At 63.1% G+C, this 21618-nt stretch carries 14 protein-coding genes; 9 read left to right on the top strand and 5 right to left on the bottom strand.

The features are described 5' to 3' along the window. Positions 1–683: 683 nt before the first annotated feature. From FKP22_RS03500 to FKP22_RS03490, 3 genes are all read right to left on the bottom strand, one after another. Positions 684–914 carry a hypothetical protein gene (locus FKP22_RS03500; RefSeq protein ID WP_141285211.1) on the bottom strand — a complete coding sequence of 77 codons (231 nt, stop codon included), beginning with the start codon at positions 912–914 and terminating at the stop codon, positions 684–686. Between the two features lie 530 nt (positions 915–1444). Then, complete coding sequence (locus FKP22_RS03495) at positions 1445–2464, bottom strand: hypothetical protein (RefSeq protein WP_141285209.1); 1020 nt, start codon at positions 2462–2464, stop codon at positions 1445–1447. Positions 2465–2798: 334 nt separating this feature from the next. Continuing rightward, on the bottom strand, positions 2799–3107 hold the full coding sequence (locus tag FKP22_RS03490; protein ID WP_141285207.1) for a DUF6471 domain-containing protein: 309 nt from the start codon (positions 3105–3107) through the stop codon (positions 2799–2801). 360 nt (positions 3108–3467) lie between these two features. Here FKP22_RS03490 and FKP22_RS03485 point away from each other — a divergent pair, with 360 nt between their 5' ends. From FKP22_RS03485 to FKP22_RS03475, 3 genes are read left to right on the top strand one after another with little or no spacing between them, the layout of a single operon-like run. Then, entirely contained in the window at positions 3468–6326 is a 2859-nt protein-coding gene (locus FKP22_RS03485; RefSeq protein WP_231012849.1) for a TnsB C-terminal domain-containing protein, read from the top strand. A gap of 11 nt (positions 6327–6337) precedes the next feature. Next, the gene (locus tag FKP22_RS03480) at positions 6338–7459 is read left to right on the top strand and encodes an ATP-binding protein (protein ID WP_141285203.1); all 1122 of its coding nucleotides are present in this window, start codon (positions 6338–6340) and stop codon (positions 7457–7459) included. After that, positions 7452–8900, top strand: coding sequence for a TniQ family protein (locus FKP22_RS03475; RefSeq protein WP_170200734.1), 1449 nt, complete (start codon positions 7452–7454; stop codon positions 8898–8900). The genes FKP22_RS03480 and FKP22_RS03475 overlap by 8 nt, the downstream gene beginning before the upstream one ends. 524 nt (positions 8901–9424) lie before the next feature. Here FKP22_RS03475 and FKP22_RS03470 read toward each other — a convergent pair. Then, a complete protein-coding gene (locus tag FKP22_RS03470; RefSeq protein WP_141285199.1) occupies positions 9425–10456 on the bottom strand; it encodes a DEAD/DEAH box helicase family protein in 1032 nt (343 codons plus the stop codon). Further along, the gene (locus FKP22_RS03465) at positions 10441–11988 is read right to left on the bottom strand and encodes an ATP-dependent nuclease (RefSeq protein ID WP_231012818.1); all 1548 of its coding nucleotides are present in this window, start codon (positions 11986–11988) and stop codon (positions 10441–10443) included. The genes FKP22_RS03470 and FKP22_RS03465 overlap by 16 nt, the downstream gene beginning before the upstream one ends. Positions 11989–12320: 332 nt before the next feature. Between FKP22_RS03465 and FKP22_RS03460 the strand changes: the two genes are divergently transcribed. The 6 genes from FKP22_RS03460 (at position 12321) to FKP22_RS03435 (ending at position 21433) form a co-directional block, all read left to right on the top strand. Further along, positions 12321–13160: a WYL domain-containing protein gene (locus tag FKP22_RS03460; protein ID WP_170200733.1), complete on the top strand. Its 840-nt coding sequence runs from the start codon at positions 12321–12323 to the stop codon at positions 13158–13160. Continuing rightward, positions 13142–14632, top strand: a complete 1491-nt coding sequence (locus tag FKP22_RS03455) for a Wadjet anti-phage system protein JetA family protein (RefSeq protein WP_141285193.1) — start codon at positions 13142–13144, stop codon at positions 14630–14632. The genes FKP22_RS03460 and FKP22_RS03455 overlap by 19 nt, the downstream gene beginning before the upstream one ends. Next, the gene (locus FKP22_RS03450) at positions 14629–15306 is read left to right on the top strand and encodes a DUF4194 domain-containing protein (protein ID WP_141285192.1); all 678 of its coding nucleotides are present in this window, start codon (positions 14629–14631) and stop codon (positions 15304–15306) included. Before FKP22_RS03455 ends, FKP22_RS03450 begins: the two co-directional genes overlap by 4 nt. Beyond that, positions 15299–18763, top strand: a complete 3465-nt coding sequence (locus tag FKP22_RS03445) for an SbcC/MukB-like Walker B domain-containing protein (RefSeq protein WP_170200732.1) — start codon at positions 15299–15301, stop codon at positions 18761–18763. Before FKP22_RS03450 ends, FKP22_RS03445 begins: the two co-directional genes overlap by 8 nt. Next, positions 18760–19923 (top strand): Wadjet anti-phage system protein JetD domain-containing protein, encoded by a 1164-nt coding sequence (locus FKP22_RS03440; RefSeq protein WP_141285190.1) that lies wholly within the window; start codon positions 18760–18762, stop codon positions 19921–19923. Before FKP22_RS03445 ends, FKP22_RS03440 begins: the two co-directional genes overlap by 4 nt. Positions 19924–20440: 517 nt before the next feature. After that, complete coding sequence (locus FKP22_RS03435) at positions 20441–21433, top strand: MBL fold metallo-hydrolase (protein ID WP_141285189.1); 993 nt, start codon at positions 20441–20443, stop codon at positions 21431–21433. The last annotated feature ends 185 nt before the right edge of the window (positions 21434–21618 follow it).

The following is a 21618-nucleotide window of genomic DNA, read 5'->3' as shown; positions in this document are numbered from 1 at the left end:
CGCCTTCTTGCCAGGGCACGAGGCGGGCTTGTCGTGCCAGACGTCCCGTTCTGAAATGCACACCCCTTGCCAAAGAATCTTTCCAGCAGGACATGCGCAAACCCGTTGACCAATTCCAGAACTCATTTCCATTCCAGAAGCCCAGGGGCAGACCCAATATCTAACCACATCAACCGGAAACGAATTCGTACACGTCCTTTTCAACCCAAAATGCTGAATATCATAGGAGTACATCTGACTTGTGTCCGCTTGATTCCCCCCCCAACCTCCGGCTAAAGTACCCGGAGTATCCACCATGAGAGCGCTACAGGCCGCCGGATTGGCCAATGCATCCGCATCAATGTATGCTTGTATAGTAACCTCTGGCGTGTCCCCGCCCTGAAACCATGGCCATGTCATGCCCCAGCCAGCGGTAAATCCATCGTATGCAGAAAACATGTAAACGTTGTAGCCTGATTTGCTGACAAATCCAGTAACCTCACTCGACTGGGCATAGAGACAAGCACGGGGGCCATTCGCGGACCGGCAATCAGTGGGAGCAATCGCATGTGCAATACCCACAGCCCAAAACGCTATAAAAATTACTGCTCGCACCATCAAATAGGGTATACCGCAAGGACTACCTTGCCAGCCCAGAGTCATGGGGGTCATCAAGTTCCTCCGCGAGTGATTGTTGGGGCAGTTCATTGCAGGCCTGAGACGCACCGAGGTGCGCGTACCGGTTCAGTGCACCTGAAGTAGATCTCTGTGCGCCGGCTGCCGGCGTTGTCGAAGTCGTAGGGCTCGCTGTTGCCATCCGAGCGGCCCACATCGGCGGGTCGGTGTGCGTCGTCGTAGGTATTAAGCACCCTCACGCCCTCAGGCTGCGTGGCTTGCTTGAGCAAGCCAGTAGCGTAGTGGTCGTACTGAATCATCAACCCGTTGCCGCTGCCTGTCGGGGCCCGGGCGAGCTTGCTCAGCCAGCCTCGCGCGCGGAACGGCCGGCTCCTGGTTCTCTCGCTGGGTGGTACGGCGGGGAAAAGGCGGCCGAACTCTTGCGTTTCAGTAGATTCACAAGGTGACCAAACTTCTGGAAATCTCATTCATGGCTCTTCCCAGAGCCATGGCAGCTTGCACCAAGCGGCTCACAGACCAACCACGCAAATGAAGCTCGCATGCTTGGTCATCGAAGCATCGCTTCGATCTAGTGGATCGCTCAGTCTCCTCCCTGCGAAGACTCTTTTTTGTTTGATTGCTGAATACCTCAGCCTGCAAGCACTTTACAGCAGGGTCACTTGGCGAGTTTCCTTAAGTTTGAGGACGTTCTCATCGGGTTGCGGGTTTGCGACATTGAAGCGCTGGTTCAACGCTGCACCGGTACTGATGGCCGGGCACGCAGCGGCCCTCAACCCACGGCAGGTTGCCGTGAGTACTCACCTCAGCACATGGCGGCGCCGGGATGAACTCAAACCAACCGCGTATTGATAGCTTCGCGCACCGCGTCAGTCGACAAGATCGACGCCAAGACAGCTTGCATCGAGGCCAACTTTCGCGCTGGGCGCGCGTCAAGGAGGCTTGCTGTCCTGATGACTCTGAAGCTCTGGGGGGCTGCGCCTATTTCGAGCATGCCAACGCTCACCCGGGAAGCTGCCTCGGCCTCTGCCTCCCTGCCACTTGCCTCGGGCCGGAACAGCCACACAAAGTCAAAGTACTCGCAGGCTCGCGCCAAGCGCCCGACGGCATGGTCGGAGGGGCCGCCACCGAGCTCCAAAAACCCGTGTAGCTGCAGCGGGCTGTCCAATGCCTCCTGAACAACGACGACGCGGTCCGCGAGCTCGACACGTTCATTGCGGGTCTCAACGGTAATGGAAGCACCGTCGAACTCGCAACACAGGCGAGGCCAGCGCGAGTCTCCAAGGAGAATTGGCAGCACGCTAGCGAAGGCGCCGGGACCAAGCACGTGTTTGGGCGCAACCTCTTCGACCCCAGGCTGCACGGGCGTGACTTCAGGCGTCAATGACGCGTGCGCGGGTCGAGCCCCCGATGCGGACCGACTTTCACGGCAATCCGCCCAGATCTTTCGCAATTCCAAGCGGGAGATTTCACCGCGAACCAATTTGCGGAAGACGCCCAGAACCTCCTCGGCAGAGCCAAAGCGGCGGATCTTGCAGGCCAATTCGATCGATTCGGGGCTGACCCTGTCCTGCAGCTGGACGATGTCAGGACAAGGGTAGCCTGCCCTGACCAAGTCAAAGTGGATGGCGTCCAAGCTACGCACCGCGGTCATGTAACGCCAGAGGCTCGCATCCCCCAAGCCAAGCCGGCGCCCTTGTGCCGCCAGCCATGCAGTGAAACTGGGCGCTGACGCGCGCCATGTTTCGTCCAGCGAGGCAAAAATCAACCAAAGCCCGATGGAAAACCAGGACGCGTTGGCGGAGATGCGTTCCTCAGATGCCAGTTTTCTTAAGTCGGCGCGAAAGTGCATTGGGTACAAGCGGACCATCCGAGATGGCTAGAGTACTCCAATTCTGCCCCTGATGCGCTAGAGCAACAAGATGCACATGTGCACAAATTGCGCTTGCCAATGATTCGACTGGGTCGCTAGAGTCACTCTAGCCAATCCAGCGACTCTCACTCTTTCTCAGCAGCGCCTGGGCCCCTCAGTGCGAAGCAGCGTCGTCGTTGCCGAACAACTGGCCCAGGCCCTGCCACTCCACGCTCGCAGTCCGCGTGGCCATGACATCTCATCACTCGCCCTGCCAGAACCCACGTGCTGACACGAGGGCTTCGCCAGGCTGAGGAGGCCCCTTCATGAGCAGTTACCGATCGCGCTCGCGAAAAGCGGTTGACGCGTCCAATTTCATCTCCACACCCATCGCGGCAATCGCGCGCAAGAAGAACGCAAACGAGAACCGGCCTCGGTTCACTTTGTTGGTCAACACCCGGACCGACTCCACCGGCGAGCCGTCGGCCTGCGCCTCCATGGCCTGCACCAGGCGCTGGAAGCTGTACCCACGCCGGACCATCTCGGCTCTGAGGATGCGCTTGGCTTCTTCCGCGAGTTCATCCTCTGCGCGGCCAGTGGTCGCCCGCCCACGAGCGTCGTCTGGCGCCTCAGGCAATGCCACGCTGACTTCCCGTGAAATAATTCAACTCAAACGTCTGCATCAAATTCAATGTTTTCACACGATTGACGATGTCGATTGGCAGGCCACTAGCGGCTTGCCCCTTCTACTTTCCGGCATTGTGATCGTGCGTCCAAACCCTCAAGCCATTTTCTACCGAGGCCAACAACAGCGTCGATATTCTGCAGTTGTGCCGGTCGCATACAAAGATGTGCTGGCGGCACAGGCGAGCACCGCAGTTGGCCCCGCCGCTCACCATTGGGCGCGAATTTTGTTGCGCGACAAGCAGGCCGGTTGGCCAATCGACGCTGGGGGTTGTGCCCAAGTCCATGCGGCGCCCATTTGCCAGCCCCCACCGTGGCCATGCTCCAAGTTCGCGCCAACCACAGGCGCAAGCCGCGCAGCGAACCTGCAAATGGGGAGTTGGCGATGAGCCCCGTTCGATCCCTCTCCCCGCCGCTCCGGCCGGAGCTGAAGGTCCAGGTCGACAAGGTGATGTTCGATCAGCGCATTACGGCCCCGGGCCGCGAATACGTCGAGGAATGCATCAGCCAGGGACCGGCTCGCCAGGCGCAAGGACGGCTGGGCAACGCGATCACTCGCTTCGTGAGCCGCAAGACGGGCCTCTGTCTGCTGCTGGAAAGCCGGCGGGGTGAATTCGCGCTGGCGGTCCTGCTCGACAACGACCCAGACGTCATCGCTTTTTTCACCCAGCCTCCGACCGTTCAGCTCGACATCCTCGGAGAGGATGGGAAGCGCCGAACCACAACCCGCTACACGCCCGATTTTCTGGTGGTGCGCAAGAACGGCATCTTCGTCATGGAGACGCGCGACGAAGGGCGCCTGCTCGACGCGCTGGCCAACGACAGCAGCCAGTTTGCCCGTTCCGAGGTTGGTGAATGGCGCTTCCTTCCCGCTGAATCGCGCTTCAGCAAATTGGGCTTCGGCTACAAGCTGATCGCCAACTCATCCCTGCCGGCGAGGTTGGTGGAGAACACCCGATTCCTTGAAGACTACGCCCGTGTCCACGCGCCGGCACTCGACCCGTTGGTGTGCGCCGCACTCAAAGACGCCGTCGCAGCGCAAGGCAGCGTCGCGCTGCACGAACTGTTGGGCCGCGGCTTCAAGGCCGATGACATCTATCGGGCCATCCTCGCTCACGAGGTGCACATCGACTGGGGCGCCGATCGGCTTGCGAACAGTGCCGAGCTGGTGATCCACGCCGACGCGACCCGTCGTACCGTGCATCAGTTGCTGATGGAGGCCAGGCGCGGGCCGGCGCTTGAACTGCCCGGCACGATCTGGCTCAAGGCCGACTCCACGTTCGAGTTCGGCGGGCACAAGTTCACCGTCCTGATCCCTGGCGAAACCTTCGTCCTGGCCTGCCGAGATGGCGCCGCGCCGCAACGCTTCGACGTGTCAACCCTGCTGAAGGCGCAGGCTCAGGGTCTGCTCAAAGCCGACGGCCTTCGGCCCAAGGTCGAAGCCGACAAGATTGCCTCGCACTCGAAGGAATCCCTGGAACGAGCGGCGGCGAGGCTGAGGTCGGTGCGGTCCAACGACACCACCGAGTTTTCTGCGCGATCTCACTCTCGCTACCGGAAGCTCATCGCCAGCGCAACGTCAAATCTGGACGCGCTCCTCGCGTTGGTCGATCGCCAAAACCAGCGCGGCAACCGCACACCCCGCTTCAGCGAGGCCAACGGCGAACTCATCGAACAAGCCTACCGCGAGTTCTACAACACCCCGGACTGCCGAACGGTGATGGGCACGTATGCCAAATACCAGGAGCTCTGCGCAAACACGCTGGAATTCGGCGAGCCCGTTCGGCCAGTGGCTTACACCACCTTCTGCCGGATGGAAGATGACCTGGGCTCGACGCTCGAGCGGCGCGGTCGCCGCGCCGCCTACCAAGCGCGGCCCATTCGACCGGAGCCCGAGTTTGAATTCCCCGTCAACGGCGTGCGGCCTCACGAGGTCTGCTTCATCGATCACACCATCGCCAACCTGGCAACGGTCTCGCCAGAAGGCGTGAAACTTGGCAAGCCAACCCTCACCATCGGCGTGGACGGCCACACCGCCAAGTCACGGGCCCTCATCCTGAGCTACGACCCGCCCTCGTCTCAAACCGTGCTGATGGTGCTGCGCGACTACGTCCGCCGCCACAACCGGCTGCCAAAGTCCATCGTCGTGGACAACGGCAAAGAGTTCCATTCCGACACACTGATCAAATTCTGCGCCCTCTATGGCGTCAACATCCATTACCGCACGCCAGGTCAACCGCGCGAGCGAGGGTCGATGATCGAGCGCCTGCTCGGCGCCACCGAGACCGAGGTTCTTTCGGAAATGACGGGCAACACCCGCCTGATGATCAAGGACACGCGGCTGGTGACCAAAGCCGTGGACCCCTTCCGGCGCGCCGAATGGACGCTTGTCGCCGCCTACTACGCGATCGAGAACTACCTCTTCGACGTCCGCGCCAACCGGGTTCATCCCGCCATCGGCCGCACGCCCAACGACTATGAAGCCCAGCGACTGGCGGAGACGGGCGCGCGCGACTTCCTGGCCGTCCAGCTCGATGAAAACTTCCTCTTGATGACCAGTCCTCACGCAAAACGGCCGTACCACAAGGTGGACCCACAGCGAGGCGTCTGGGTCAATGGCCCGTGGTACCGGCATCCCGACATGCAGAAGCTCGGCAAGGGCCATCGCCTCGAAGTGCGCATCGAGCCTTGGAATGCCAGTGTGGTCTACGTGTACCTGAACCAGCGCTGGGTCACCGCCGTTGGCGTGAACAGTCGCTGGCTGACGGAGCGCACGCAGCGCGAAGTGGAAATCATGCTCCGGGAGCAACAGCGCCTGTCCAAGCTGCGAGCCCAGCAGGACAGGCTGACGGAGGACCGGCAAGCTTTCCGGGCAAATCGGTGGCGTCCCGAGCACTTCGATGCTCGCCTGAATGTGCAGCAACTGGAGATGAAGACGCTCTACGACAACCTCGGAATCTCGGAGGCGATGCGTCCTTCGACGCCAGACGATGCCAGAACACTGGAGGCCGATGGCGGCGCCACAGCGGTCATCACGGCGATGCCTGTGCCTGCCAAGGACGCCAGCGGTGGCGATGCAGCAAGCCCTGAAACAGCCAACGAGTTGGAGGCCATCGGCGATGGCCAAGCGGCCAGTGGCCGCAGCAATCTCTTCGCTGGCCTGCAGAACTTCCGATAGGAGCACCCACCGTGATCACAAAAACACAGGCGGTCAAGCAGGCCGCTTTGACCCTGTACCAACGGGACGAGGAACTGGTTGCGCTGGACCGTGCCGCGGTGCTGGGCTTGCCGGCGCAAGTGCGCCAGCGCTGGTTCTACCTGCTGCAGGTCATCCACCCCGAGCTCGAAAGGGTGACGGCCGACATGATGGAGCTGCTGCAGCCAGACAACGAGGTGAAGATCATCTCGGTAATCGGGATGACGGGCATCGGCAAGACTACGCTGGCCAACTGCGTGCTGCAGCTGCTGATGAACCGCATCCAGAGCAAGGTCGAGTCTCACCACCGGCCCTTTGTGTATGTCAACGTCGCCTCCAATGGTGAGCAATCCCTGTCGTGGAAGACTCTGTACCGGAAGATGCTGACCGAGGGCGGCGAAGTCGAGATCGACATCAAGCGCGGCTACACCGTCGAGAACGGCAAGCTCTACAGCCCGCGCAGCCGCGGGCCCGGGCTGGCTCAGCTGCGAGAGTTGGTGGAGTTGATGCTCAAGCGCCGGGAGGTCAAGGTACTGGTCCTGGACGAGGCCATGCACCTGCTGCGCTTCCAGGACTACGCCTCGGTCATGGACACGCTCAAGAGCCTGGCCGACGCGCACGACACCAAGCTGTTGTTGCTAGGCCCCTACCAACTGGCCGAACTGGTCACACAGTACGGCCAGGTCGCCAGGCGCGGCGAGATCGTTCACTACCAGCGCTACAAAACGTCCATCAAGCCCGGAAAGCGCCCTACCAAGGACGAGGCGGGCTACTTCGAGGCCCTTCGCAAGCTGCAAGCCCACTGGCCCTGCGAGCAGGTGCCAGACTTCATGGCCATCGGCCACGAGCTGATGCGCGCCACGCTGGGATCTGTCGGCCTGCTGAAGTCGACCCTGCTGACCTTCTGCGCGCTGCAGATGGCGGACGCCCAGGAAAAATTCCAACCCGGCTTCTTCGAGAAGGCCCTGAAGAGCGGCAAGGCGTTGGAGGTCATCGAGAAGGAGACCCGTGCCGGCGAGGTCAAGCTGGTCGGCGCTTGCTACGGCGACGGCGTGGCGCGCGATGCCGACGGCATCTCGTGGCTGCAGAAGCTTGTGGCGGTGCCCCATGTCTGATTTCCGAGATGGCGCCTTCATTGTTTCGCCGGAGCAGCGGCGTCACATTACGCTGCTGCATGGCCTGGCACCGCACGAACAGGGCACAGCGGACGCCGAGTCCCTCCACAGCCACCTGCTCAACATCGCCTTTGAGCACCGTTGGTCACCTCGCCACCTGGTGCACCGCGTGCTGTGCGGCGACCCACGCAGCCACGAACTCCTCACGCCGGAGCGAAACTGGCTGAGGCTTCTGAAAGGCGGCACACCTCGCCAGATGAAGTGGGGGCTGAATTGGAATGACGACGAAGGCCGGGACCTGCTGGGATCCACCACGATCGCCCTGCGGTGGGCCAACGCGCTGACCTGGGCCACGGGCATCGAGGGGCTGGACGCGTACACCTTCCGTTCCTTGAGCTTTTCGGCGGAGATTTCCCACGTGGTGACCAACGAGCAGCGCGTATGCCTGGCGTGCTTCGATCAAGATCGACGCGAAGGGCGGATGCCGCATGGTCGCCTGCTTTGGCGCCTGTCTTGCGTCACGTGCTGCCCTGTTCACAAAGTCGCCCTGGTCAAGCCGGCCTGCGGCGCGCCAGCTGACCAACGGCTCAAAACTGCTGAGCGCGTTCAGCACAGCGGTCTGTGCCAGGACTGTGGCGCGATCGGCCTGTCGTGCATGAGCCGAGAGTCCACAAGGCCCAACGCAGGGGCGCTCTGGCGGGCCGAGCAAATGGCAATCGTGGTCGCCTACCTGCCGCGGTGGGCGTATGTCATGGCCAGAGGGACACCGCGCCGCGTTGTGCACGAGTTGATCAAGCGGCATGGAGGAGTTGCCGGCTTGGCAAGGCACGCGGGCATCGACACGAAGTCGACGCTCGACTGGCAAGACTCCCGGTTCGGGCTTCTTGGCCTGGACGCGCTGCTCGCAATGGCGCAGGCGGAGGGTGTGTCGCTGCTGGGACTCTTGGCTGACCACGAAATGGATCCGCGGGCCGAGGCACTGCCCGCAGAGCGGCGGCCAGCAGCGAGCGCCATCCGCAGGGCCATGCGGCACGCCATCCGGAAGCGAAACACGTCGCCAGCGCAGCTTGCATGGCAGCTCAACATCACCGCTTCGGTGCTGCAGGAGCAAGAGGACCTGTACACCCAACTCGTAGAGGAATACCGCGCCTTTCAGTTTCACCGGGCGGAATGGGCAGACGACGATGCGACGTTCGCCGCGATCAGGCTGGCAACGAAGCTGCGCAAGCAAGGCCAACCGGTCACGTTGCGCAATGCGAGCAAGCTCGCCGGACGCATTCAGCTCGCGTCCCTCACTGGACGCGCGCTCGACGTCATCCGCCTATCGATGGACAAACCGGTCTGCGAACGTCCTCCGCGCATCGAGCTGACCGAACGACAGCATCGGTTGCTTGAACAGCGCATCGAGTACCTGCCCGTTCTGGACCACTACGATTGGTAGCGCCCGGCGAGATCACCACGACAGTCAATGCCGGTCCGCTGCGACACCCGCAGTGCAGCGGGAGCGGTCGGCCAGAGCGGTGCCGCCGAAGGTCGCAATCGCTGCAAAGCGCCGACAGGCGAAGAACATGGCTTCGTTGGAGTCCTGCCTAGCGACGCCACGCTTTTGGCTTGCAGCCTCACTTGACACCGCCGCCGCAGACTCTAGGAATCAGTGTGACAGGTGAGCTTACGGAGGCAGGGACACGTCAAGCCGATTAATCGCCAGACATCACTATCAGGTTCGGACCACGAAACTCTCTGTAGCGGCGCCATTCAGGCGTCCGACGTTGGGGCGAATCCGAACGCGAGGCGCGCCTATCGGCCGCGCATCCGGTCGGGCATAACCGGGTCCGCGCCGTCAGCGCCCACCTGGGGGCGGTCCGACTCGGTCTCGCAGGCCGGACGGGCTTTCTGTCGCGGGGGCGGGTACGGCGCTGGAGACGACGGCTCCCGCCTCAGCGACGTCCGGTGGCGGCAGCGGCCTCAGGTGCGCCTGTAGGCCTTCAGCAAAGACTCGGGGACGAAGGTGAGCTTGCCCCTCGCCCGGGAACAGGCAACGTACAGCTTGTTGCGCGTCTCTGGGTTGATTGTGCAGAAGCTGCCTGCTTGCCACGCCTTCACGTTCCCGGGACTCAGGACCACGCACACATCGCCGTAGCTGTCCATGCCCTTCGATGCGCCCCAGTTCTGCGAGAAGCAGCGGTACTTGTAATGCTCCTTGTAGAACAGCTTGACCGTCGCTGGATCTTCGATGAGAGCGGCCACTGCGGCTGGATTGTCCTCGAACCGCACCTCGCTGGCCCGCTCGTCATGCGACTCGATCTCGATGCCGATCTTCTGCGTGATGAAGTCGCAGACGCTCTTGCTGCAACGGCGGCTCCGCTTGAGACTTTCGGTGTCGACTTTCAGCCGAGCACGCTCGAACTTCTTCTTGTAGGCGCCGTAGTCGGCGTGAAGGCTTGCGTTGACGTTGCCGTCGCGACTCGTGTCGAACGTGTGCTGGTGGAAATCACCGACAAAGGTCATGTCCAGGCGCGCTGCGCTGATGGCCATCAGGAAGTTGAAGTCGTGCCCTCCGAAATCCTGGACCTCGTCCACGAGAAACACATCGAAGTACTTCTCCATCCGCGCCACCACGGCGCCGTGCAGGCCGCACTGCTCGATGAACTTGGCGAGCCGGTTGGCATAGAGCCAGCGGCCCGCCGTCATGTAGCGCCGGTCATCGGTCAGGGGGTAGTTTGGAAACCGCTCGGGCGTGCTGAAGGTGATGCCTCGCGTGCCCTTCCTAGATCGCAGGAACGGCCGGTAGCAGAAGCTATGCAGGAAGCTGAAGTAGGTGTAAATCGCGATGTTGGGCGGCACGTAGCCGAAGCGCTCGATGACCTTGGCCCGCAGGTTGTCGTGATTGGCATCGGTGTAGGTGACCAGCAGAAAGCGCCGCGCTTCGTCCAGCGAGGCGATCAGGTGGGTGGTCTTGCCCGAGCCGGCGACCGCGAAAACTACGCCCTTATCCACGCCACGGCCTGCTGGATGTAGTCCGGAACGGCCAGAAAAGCCCCCTTCTTCTCCAGCAGCTGGAATGCTGCGTCGGTTTTATTCTTCAGCATGTAGTCCTCGACACTCAACTTCTTGCGTCCCGGCGCGAACAGCTCGTCGCACACCGCCTGGTTGTCACGGCACATGCAGACCTCGAAGGTATGCCTGGCATTGTCCGCGTCGGCGAAGACCTGGATGGAGGCCGAGATATGGTCGGCGTAGTTCGCCACGCAGTTGGCGGCGTAGTCGCCGTCGTTGTCACGGATCGCCGCAACCTTGGTGCCTAGCAGCTTCGCCAGCTCCAGATAGCGCTTGAAGCTGGTGCCGTCGACCGAGATCACATGGACGCCATCGGCGTCGTGGTTGTACCCCGGCGCACTGAGCTTGTAGAGCGCTTCCATCAGGATGAACTCGGCATCGCCCTCCAACAGGATGGCTTTCTTGCACAGCGCCAGTTCCAGCACGTTGTTGTCCGGCGCCTTCATGAAGAACTCGGCCGTGCCTTGGCTAAGATTCTTGAGGCTTGCCGGCTGCGACGGTTTCTCCTCGCTCAGGATCAGCACCTTCTTCAGGTTCAGCCGCGTGGCGATGAAGCTGCTGTGGGTGGCGACGAAGAGCTGCTTCTTCACCGAGGCCCTGATGCGCTCGATCAGCTTGCGCATGTGGACGTGGCTGAGGTGGTTCTCTGGCTCCTCTAGCAGCAGCACGTCCAGCGAATGTTCCTGATTGCGCAGCGCGAACTCCGTCTTGATGAAACACTGGCGGCCCTTGCCTTTGCTGTCGACCGGGATGTCGTCCTCGGTGAGGATGATGTCGGTCTCGACACTTGCCTTGGGACTGGTACGGACATCAAACTTGTAGTCCTTCAGCGCGTCGTTCATCGCCTTGAAAGCGTCGTCCCTGAAGTTCGCCTTGGCCTTGCGGTACTCGAAGCCGTGCTGGTTGCGCTGCGCGACGTTCGCATGCGCGGCGTACATGGCGCGCGTGTACTCGCGCGTGGCGTACTCGTTATTGATCTGCGAGCTGTCGATCAGCAGGTGCCGCAGTGGCCTCCTGTGGGGAAAGACCGCCTCGTCGGTAAACGTCTGGAAGTGAATGCCGTAGTACTCGAACGGGAAGTTATCGTGCTTCTCGGCCAGGATCGCCTGGATCTCCCGCGTGTACTCGTCGGCGGGCCGGCACACCATCTTGATGCCCAGGTGGTCGGCGCCCTTGCTGTTGTTGCGGCCGTCCAGGTCATGACGCCCCGGCAAGCCATCGAAATAGACCTCGATCAGCAGCTCGGGCAGGTCTGCGACCTTGCGGCCGCCGGCCAGGAACTCGGCAATGCAGTCGGCGTTGAACAGGGCTTCGAGCCCGATGCTTTCGACCTTGCTGCGACTGGCACTGAGCACGATATCCATCGCCTGCAGCACTGAACTCTTACCAGCCTCATTGCCACCCACCAGGATGTTCAGCTCAGGGTCGAACTCCAGCTCCAGCGTCTTGAAGCGCTTGAAATTCTTGAGCACCAACCGTCTTATCGTCCCCACTACTTATTGCTCCCATTCGGAAATCGGATCTGCAATCCCGGCATTGTGTGTCAGGGTGGCGCGCGCAATCGTGCGAATGCAGACCCGCGCGAACATCTCCATCACCGGCGGGCAGCACACGCAGGAATGCTGGCGGCATCTACACGGGTCGTCGACCCGCGTCCCCTCGCCTCGTCAGCCAGTCGCATGTTCAGCACTCCCTGCGCACCGCATGGAAAACACGTGGCTAGAACGAACGGAAAATCGTATGATACGGAAAACCGTACACAAATCAGGACATGCCGCCACGCCCCAGCAATCCAGCAGAAGCCGTGAGCGACAGGCGATCAGACGTTCAGGACGAACGCCTCGAGCGGGTCGCGCGCCTGCTGATCTGGGAAGGCCGCCTGTCGCGTGCCCGCCTGATGGAGCAGTTCGGGTTGAGTGGCACCCGCGCTTCGGAGTGGCTGAAGGAGTTCCGCGAGGCGCGACCGGAGTGGGTGGAGTGGGACAGCAGGCTGCGCAGCCTTGTGACGACCCGCGCCGCCTATCGGGCCATCGAGAAGAGCGAAGCGGCTGCTGTTGAACTGATGGGTGGGGCCGAGCCTGACATCGGCGTCCTGGACGGCGACTCCGCCCTGATCCTGCCGTGGGACTTCTCGCGGGTGTCCCCCTACATCTTTTCGCGACTGCGCCTGGCGATCAAGGACGGCGTGCGCATCGGCTTCAACTACTCGTCGATGAGCCGCCCTGCGGTCCACTCACGTGTCATCGAGCCCCACTCGATCATCCGGGCCGGTCGCCGCTGGCACGTCCGCGGGTACTGCTTCGAGCGCCGGGATTTCCGGGACTTCGTGCTGGGGCGAATGAGCGATGTGCTCCTGACCGAGGAGGCCAGCAGCCACCGCAGTGCGGAGGACGCGAAGTGGAATCGCTCGGTGAAAGTGCGCCTCGTCGCGCATCCGGCCTTGTCAGCGGAACAGATGCAACTGGTCCGGCGGGAGTACTTCGCCGGGACGGCCGCGCGCAGCACGACGTGCCGAGGCCCCCTCGTCCCATACTTCATCCAGGAGCTTCGAGCCGCTACGGACGTAGAGCGGCAGTTGCCTCCTGACTATCAACTCGCACTCGACAACAGGGAGGAGTGCAAGGAATGGTTGTTCCCGACTTAGCCGAGAAACTCAGACAGGAAGTCGTCGCTGAGCGTTACGCACCGCTGTTCCGGGTGCTGCCAGAGCGGCTGTTCGCGCCGTTGGCGTCGACGAACCGCATGCGGTACTGGACCTTGCTATGCGCGCTGCACGCGCGCAGGTTCGGTCCCGAAGCCCCGCTGCCGCCCAGCAACGGCTTCACGATGACGGACATCGTGCGCGAGATTGCCCAGGAGCTCCAGGACATGGGGGTCTGGGAGGACGCTGATGACGGCTTTGGTGCGCTTGCCTCGGGTACGCCACTGAACGCGCAGGCACTGGCGATCTTTCACCGCCTGAAGGACTGCGGATGGATGCGGGTGGACAAGGTCGGCGTGCGCGACATGGTCACCATGGCACCCGCGGTCGCTCAGTTCGCGACGCGACTGATCGAGTTTGCGCATACTGGCCCAGTCTTCGTCGCGGGCAAGGTGCGAAGCATCGAAGCCAACATCAAGCTGGTGCTCGAGGAAGGCGCGGACGGCTCCACGCTGCAGGAGGCCGCCCAGCAGACCCGGGCGCTGATGGAGCATGTCAGGGTCGCCGGCACCAGCGTCCGGGACCTGATGACGGAGTTGAGCGGCCAGCAGTCCACCGGTGAGTTCGTGCGGCGCTTCTTCGAGGACTTCGTCATCAAGATGTTCATCGGCGACTACAAGGAGTTGCGAACCCGCGATCACCCGTTGTCGCGTCGGCAAGAGATTCTGGCGATGGTCGAGACCATCCAGTCCAACGAGTTCGTCCGCAACCGAGTACTCGCCTGGTACGCCAGCAAGCGTGCGCCCGGCGACGAGCTTCGGGCCAAGGCGCTGCTGCAGCGTGACATCCTCAAGATCGAGGAGCTGTCGCACATCGACGAGTACCTGGACCGCCTCGATGAAGAAGTGCGCCGCGCGACCCGCATGGCTATGGCCTTCCTGGACTACCGCCTGCGCGCCGCCCGCCCACTCGAGGAGCTTATCGACCACGCCATCAAGGCCGTTACTGAATGCGATGCGGAGTACGTTCTCGCCACTCCCTTCCCTGCCGAAGAGGCCCTGTGCGGCGAGCGCCTGATGCTGCCGAAGATGCCGGTCGAGCGCGCGCCACCCAGGGCTCTGCGCAAGCAAGTGATGTCGCCGACCCAGGAGGCGCGGGCGCGGCTGCAGCTGAAGGCGCGCAATCGTCGCCTCATGTCGCCCCCCATCCTGGCCGAGCTGATCCGCCGGCAGCTGGACGGCCGCGAGCGCATGGCCAGCACGAAGTTCGACGTTGGATCGATCGAGAACGTCAGGGCCTTTCAGTCGCTGTGCACAGTATCTGCCGCGGTGGGTTCGAACAGCGCGCAGCTCAAGGCCAACGCTCGGCTGACGGTCAACAAGTTCAGGATCTTGCGCACCGGCATCGACGACGTGCAGGGTGCGATCAGCCATGTGGCGTTCGATATCGCGACATCCAAGGAAAGTAAGAAGTGAGTTTCTGGACCCAGGCAGAGGAAGCGACCAAGGGCGTCGTTCGCGAAGAGGATTTCGAGGCGATTGCCTACCGGCTCATCTCGGAGCAGGTGCTTTACCAGGCCGACCGCAGGAGCCGCACGGCATACGGCCTCGTCCGCGAGTTCGACGCCGAGTTCAAGCGGGCCCTGGCACCGCTGGGCATCGTTCTGCGTTTCAACACCAACCTGCGCTACGTCTGCGCGATCCCCTCGCGCGTCAAGCAGCCTGCCACGGTCGAGCAGACGCTGCTGGCGTTGGTCCTGCGCAAGATCCATGACGAGGAATCACGCATCGCGAACCACAACGAAGACGGCGAAGTGGAATGCGACCTGGTCACCCTGGGGATCAAGTACCGACAGTCCACGGGTGGCCGTGAACTTCCATCTGGCACGCGACTGCTGTCGCTGATCACGAGCATGCGCCGATGGGGCATTGCCCGCTCCGAAACCGATGACCGCGCCGTCGTCGCGGCCAGCGTGGAACAGCCCTATGTGATCCTCATTCGTCCCGGCATTGTCGAGGTGCTTGGCGAAGCAGCGCTTGAGCGCCTGGCTGCGTGGGCCTCTGCGAAGAGCACTGATCCGCTGACAGAGGCGCATGCCGCGACAGGCGGAGCGGACACCGAAGAGGATGGGGAGGACTTCGATGTTTAAGCTGATCCAGGTCAAGGTCGTCAACTTCTACCTCTACGAGGCGCGTCAGGTCGAGGTCGGCACGATCACCGGCATCTTTGGGGCCAACGGTAGCGGCAAGTCATCCCTGCTCGACGCCGTGCAGACCGTCATGTTCGGCGGCAACTTCAACCGAGGCAGCGGCGCCGTCTACAACGCCCAGGCCGACGAAGGCAACAGCAACACGCGCACCTTGCGAAGCTACTGCCTCGGCGAACTGGACAAGTCCGGCCACGGCCGCGCCCGCGACGAGGCCACGACCTACATCACCCTCACCTTCCTTGACGACGAAACCCGGGACATGGTTTCCGCGGGCATGTGCATCGCTGCTAGCGTGACCCGGCCGGACCATGAGATCCTGGGGCGCTACCTCGTCCCGTTAGACCTCACGCTCGACGATCACCTGGAGATGGTCGACGGCGAACCCTACCCGCGCGACTGGCCGACATTCCGCCAGCAACTGGTGCGACGCCCTCTGCTCTCGGCTGCGCCGGACGATGAGATCCTCTTCACGGACGCTGGCAAGTTCCTCAACGCCATCTTGTTCCGGCTGCGCGGCAAGCGCAGCCTGCCGCGAGCGGATGCGTTCCGGCAGGCGTTCCGGTTCGCCTTGCGCATGAAGTTCGACCATTCGGTCGACGACATCATTCGGCGCCAGGTGCTGGAATCCCGGCCGACGAAGACCAAGGCCTTCCTGGACATGTTGCGCGGCTTCAAGGACCTTGCAGCCAAGGTGGCGGCCATCGAGCACAAGCTGGCCGAAGCCCGGAAGCTGGAAGAACATTTCGAGCGCGCCGCCTCGGAAGAACGCAAGTCCGTCACCTGGAAGGCCGTAGCGCTGCAGGCTGGCCACGAGCTCGCCAACGTCGCGGTGACCCGTGCCGAGGAGGATGAAGGCAAGGCGGCGGTGGCGCTCGACAGCGCCGAGACCGCCAAGTCAGCGGCGATTCGGCGGCGCGACGAGCTTCAGCTGCTGGCAGCATCTGCGGCGACCCACCGTGACCAGCACCAGGCGCACGGCCAGAGCGTCCACCTCAACGAGTCGATCTCGTCAGCCAGCGCCCGCGCGGCCCAGCAGCGGGGCGAGATCCGTGCGACCCTCGAAGGCCTGAAACGCGCGCTTGGCACGCCTGTCATGGGCAAGGCCGTCCCCGACTGTGACGAGAAGCTCAGCATCGCGCGCCAATTGATCCAGGGATTCCTCGACCGTGGCAGTCTCGAGGATGGCGAAGCACTGACCGTGGTGGTCAGGCAGGCCTGCCGGGCCGCTAAGGTGCTGAGCAACGAGATGCTCAAGGAGCTGATGGACGTCGCGGCGCAGATCCGGACGCTGGAGGGTGAGCAGAAGGAGGCGGAGGAGAACCAGCGCCGTATCGCTACCGGCAAGCCGCCGCTGGACTCGCACGTGTCGTCCTTGCAGCGTCGCCTGTCCGAAGTGGGTATCCAGTCCACGCCGATCTGCGATCTTCTCAAAGTGACCGACGCACACTGGCAACCCATCATCGAAGCCCAGTTGGGCCGCGTCAATGTCCAGGCACTGCTCGTCGAGCGGCGCGACGAGCGCGAAGCGTTCAACCTCTACCGTTCCACGCAGATCTACGGGGTCAAGATCGTCCGTTCCAGCACTATCCGCGACCTGGGACCGTTGACACCGGGCTGGGTGGCTGAGCTGGTGACCGGCTCGGATCCGCGCGCGATCTCGTTTGCCCACAAACACCTTCGCTTCATGCGCGCGGACACTGTGGACGATTGCATGCGGCACAGCTTTGCGCTGACCACCGACGGAATGCGCATCGCCGATGGCGACCTCGATCGCATCCAGCCGGTCTCGCCGATCATGCTGAAGATTGGCCCGGACATGAGCAAGATGCGTGAGGCCGTCACCAAGCGCCTGGACGAACTAGCCCGCGACCTTGCCACGCGCAAGCAGGAGGAGAAACAACTCAAGGCGGACATGGGGCTGCTGAGCCTTTACGTTGGCGACGAGAACGAGAACGCCGCTGCGCTGCAGCGCTCCGCGTCAAGCCTGGCTGCAGAGCAGACCAGCCTTGCCGACTTCGAGCAGCGTCTCGCCGCGCTCGACACCACCGAGTACCTGCGCCTCAGGGAGGCCGCCGATTCGGCGCTTGCAGCTGTGAACCTTGCCAACGAGGAGGTTGCCGCTGCGAGCACCCACGTCGGCGGCGCCAAGACCTTCCACGACCAAAAGCAGGAGGCGACCCAACGCCGTCGCGAAGAACAGGAGCAGGCGGGCCATCGCGCCGATGCGGCCCGAACACTGCCTGGCTACGACAGCGATTTCGCATCTGTGCACTGGGATCGCCTCTTGGAGAGGTTCGGCGAGGACTTTGGCGCCATCCAGAACGCTGCCGCAAGCAGTGAGCAGAATGCCCAGAGAAACTTCAACGAAGCCCGCAACAAGGGCCTGCTGGGTTTCGGGGCGTTCACGCTCGAATTCAATGAACAGCATGTCCAGGCGCAGTCCCAGGATTGGCGCGCCGCCGCCGAATACATCAGCCGACACGTAATCGCGCTCAACGAGACGGGCCTGGCAGATCGAAAGCAGGAGATGGCCCAGGCGATGGAGGCGGCCAAGAGCACCTTCCGCAGCAACGTTGCGCTCGACCTCCACGAGCACATCACCTGGCTGGAGACCACCATGACCCGCATGAACACGGCGCTGGCGGCAGCGCCGGCCTTCACCAATGGCGAGCGCTACCGGTTCAAGAAGGAGACGCGGCCGGCCTTCGAGAACCTGCTGAAGTTCATCAAGGACGTGGCGGTCCATGGGCCGGTCGACGACCTGCTGGGCGGTGCTGGAGAGATGCCACCGGCCTTCGACGAGCTCCTGAAGGACAAGGCGGAAGCCTCGCGCGCCGTGAAGTCGCCGCTGGACGACTACCGCGAGTTCTTCGACTTCGATATCGAGGTGCTTCGTGAGTCGCCCGGCAATCCGACGCCGATTCGTGTTGGCCTGCTGAGCCAGCGAGTGCATACCGGTTCGGGCGGGGAACACCGCGCGCCGCTGTATGTCATCGCCGGTGCCGCCGTCGCTTCGGCCTACCAGCTGCAGGCCGGAGACGACAGCGGCCTGCGCCTCATCCTGCTGGATGAGGCGTTCATGAAGATGGACACGCGCAACATCACTGCCACCATGCGCTACTTCGAAGAGCTGCGGCTGCAGGTTCTGATGGCCAGCACCGGCGAGGCTCTGGGCACCCTCACGGCCTTCCTCACCGACTATTACGACATCATGCGCGACTCGGATTCGAACATCGTCGTGCTCGAAGGCCACCAGATCAGCCAGGAGGTCCGGGACCTCTTCCGTTCGGACCTGCCCGAATTCAACCCGAACCTGGTCGATGAGGAGCTTGCGACCATGTACGCAAGCAAGCCCCAAGCGGGCACCCATGGCCCGGCACCTGCCGCAGCGTCATGAAGGAACTGGCCAGGGACGCCCTCAAGCAGCTCCTCCGCCAGGCGGACCGGAAGGTGGCCGGTGTCGCGAAGAAGATGCCGAGCCTGACGGCACGCCATCTGAAAGAGTACCAGGCGTTGCGGTCCCTGCCCGAGAAGGAGGAGTTCGACGCATCCCTGAAGCATGCGCAGGCCATCGGGGCGATCCACCTTTACTGGCCGCCAGGCAACCGAGACGGCTTCATCGAGCGTGTCGAGCTTGTCGACATCTCCAAGCTCGCCGGCCTGCTGGGCACCGAGACCGCGTCGGCCGTGGTCGGCGGCGCCGCCGAGCGACTCCAGGCCTGGCATGCCGAGTTCCCTGTGCTGGGCGAGGTCGTCGAGCGATGGGCCTCGCTGAAGACCGTGCGGGGCAGCGGGCCACAGAACTACGCAGACTGGACCGACGCCTGCAAGGCCATCGGGTGGTGCCGTGCGGTCGTCGGTGCTGGAAGCCTTGAGACCGCACTACGAGATGCCAGCGCGCGCATCTTCAGGAACAGCAAGCGCCTGGAAAAACTCGTGCCGGAAATGGATGTGCTGCTGACCGGCAGCATCGACGGAGAGTCGCGCGAGTCCACCGAGGTCCTGCAGGAGCTGGGTCTCTACAAGGAACCACAGCCGGTACGACTCGCCGGCAAGGTCGTGGTCCAGCGCTCACGCGTGACTGCGGTCCTCGACATGCCCTACAGCGCGCTCCCGGCCGAGGCGATCCTGAGTCTCGCTTCCGTACCGGCCAAGGTGATCACGATCGAGAACCTCACGACGTTCTCCGCACTGGCCCGAGCATCGAGCGACGCCGAAGACCTGTTGATCTACACCGGCGGCATGCCTTCTCCCAGTTGGAGTGCCATGTACGACCGCCTGCTGGCCTCACTTCCCGCCGACGTGCAGATCTTTCACTGGGGCGATGTCGATGAAGGGGGCTTCCGGATCGCAGCTTTCATTGCCCAGCTTGCGCGTGCCCGGCACCGGCCTCTCAGGCCCTGGAAGATGAAGCCTTCGGAGGTTCCCGGGTCCCAGCGTCGCGATGCGTCAGGGAAGGTCATTGACCGAATGGGACGCTACGCCCAGGCCGCAGGTTGGCATGACGTCGCGGCCGAGATTCTCGAGCATCGCTTCGTCGCAGAGCAGGAAGGATAGCGAAGAACGCCAGCCCCTACGCGAACCGACGGGGCTGGGTTCAGGCATAACGTGGCGAATTTTGCGTTTAGGCATAACGAGGCGAACCAGCCAAGTTATGCCTTACTTCACAAAAACAACCCCCATCCTCGCTGAACAAGCCTGTGGACAAGCGCTTGGCGGCCGTCGCAAGTGCTTGATGCACAAGGCGAACTGTCACATTGCTGTAAAAAAGAGCACGCTTTCCGGCCTGTTCCTCGGGTCAGTCCCCAGTGACGTTGGACAAGCCTGTGGATAAGCCGGTGACGGCCGCGCCAAGCCCTTGTCGCGCCTGGGTTGGCACTGGATTGCGGTAAAAAGCGGCAACCTGAATCTGCCTTTTTTGTCCTTGACTTTTGGGAATTCCGAGCTGCTTGAATCCCCACGCCGCAGCGGGTCAACCCATCTGGGCTAGCGTGCCCCCCGACCTGATGCCAGTGTCGGCAAGCACTGCGGCCTGGCAAGCTCAGCGAACCACAACTCACAAGGGGCATCCCACATGCAATTTCAAGCACGCCAAGCGCGCGCCGGCCGCGCCATCCTGCGCGCCGCCATCTCCACCATCGTCGCTGCCGCCGGCAGCGTCGCGCTGCTGCCGGCCGCGCACGCGGCAGCGCCACAGGTCAAGACCAGCGCCCCTGGCTATTACCGCGTCATGCTGGGCGACTTCGAGATCACCGCGCTGTCCGACGGCACGGTGAACCTGCCGGTGGACAAGCTGCTGCATGAACCCGCGCCCAAGACCACCAAGGCCCTGGCGCGCAACTTCCAGCAGGCGCCGGTGGAAACCTCGATCAACGCCTACCTGATCAACACCGGCAGCAAGCTGGTGCTGGTCGACACCGGTGCGGCCGGGCTGTTTGGCCCGACGACGGGCAAGCTGCTGGCCAACCTGAAGGCGGCCGGCTACTCGCCCGAACAGGTCGACGACATCTTCATCACCCACATGCACCCGGACCACATTGGCGGGCTGGGCGGCAATGGCGAGCGCACCTTCCCGAATGCCACCGTGCATGCTGACCAGCGTGACGCCGACTTCTGGCTCAGCCAGGCCAACCTGGACAAGGCAACGGCGGAGAACAAGGGCTCGTTCCAGGGCCCGATCAACGCCATTGGCCCGTACCAGAAGGCCGGCAAGTTCGCGCCTTTCAGCGGCGACACCACGTTCATGCCCGGCGTCAGCGGCCACGCCGCCTACGGCCACACGCCCGGCCACACCACCTACAAGATCGAGAGCAATGGCCAGACCCTGGTGCTGTGGGGCGACTTGATGCACGTGGCCGCGGTGCAGTTCGACGATCCTTCGGTGACCATCGAGTTCGACTCGGACTCGAAGTCCGCCGCGGTGCAGCGCAAGGCGGCCTATGCCGAGGCGGCGAAGACCGGCGAGCTGGTTGGCGCGGCCCACCTGTCCTTTCCCGGCCTGGGCCACCTGCGCGCCGAAGGCAAGGGCTACCGCTTCGTGCCGCTGAGCTACAGCCTGATGCGCTGAACTTGCGCCGAAGCGTTTGATCCAGGCGGCCCGCGAGGCCGCCTTTTTCATGGTGGCGCGTGTCCCCCCAATCTGCGGCTCGCCGCTGGCGCGGCGCGCTGGCATCATGGCCCGCCGCTGCGGGTCATCCGGCCCGGCGACACCACAGGAGGATGGCATGAGACAAGCACGCACACGCATGCTCG

This window comes from Ideonella azotifigens, from assembly GCF_006519715.1.
In the GTDB taxonomy this organism is placed as follows: domain Bacteria; phylum Pseudomonadota; class Gammaproteobacteria; order Burkholderiales; family Burkholderiaceae_C; genus Ideonella; species Ideonella azotifigens.
The sequence above is the reverse complement of the archived record's forward strand: the minus strand, read 5'-3'. Positions and strand labels throughout refer to the sequence as shown.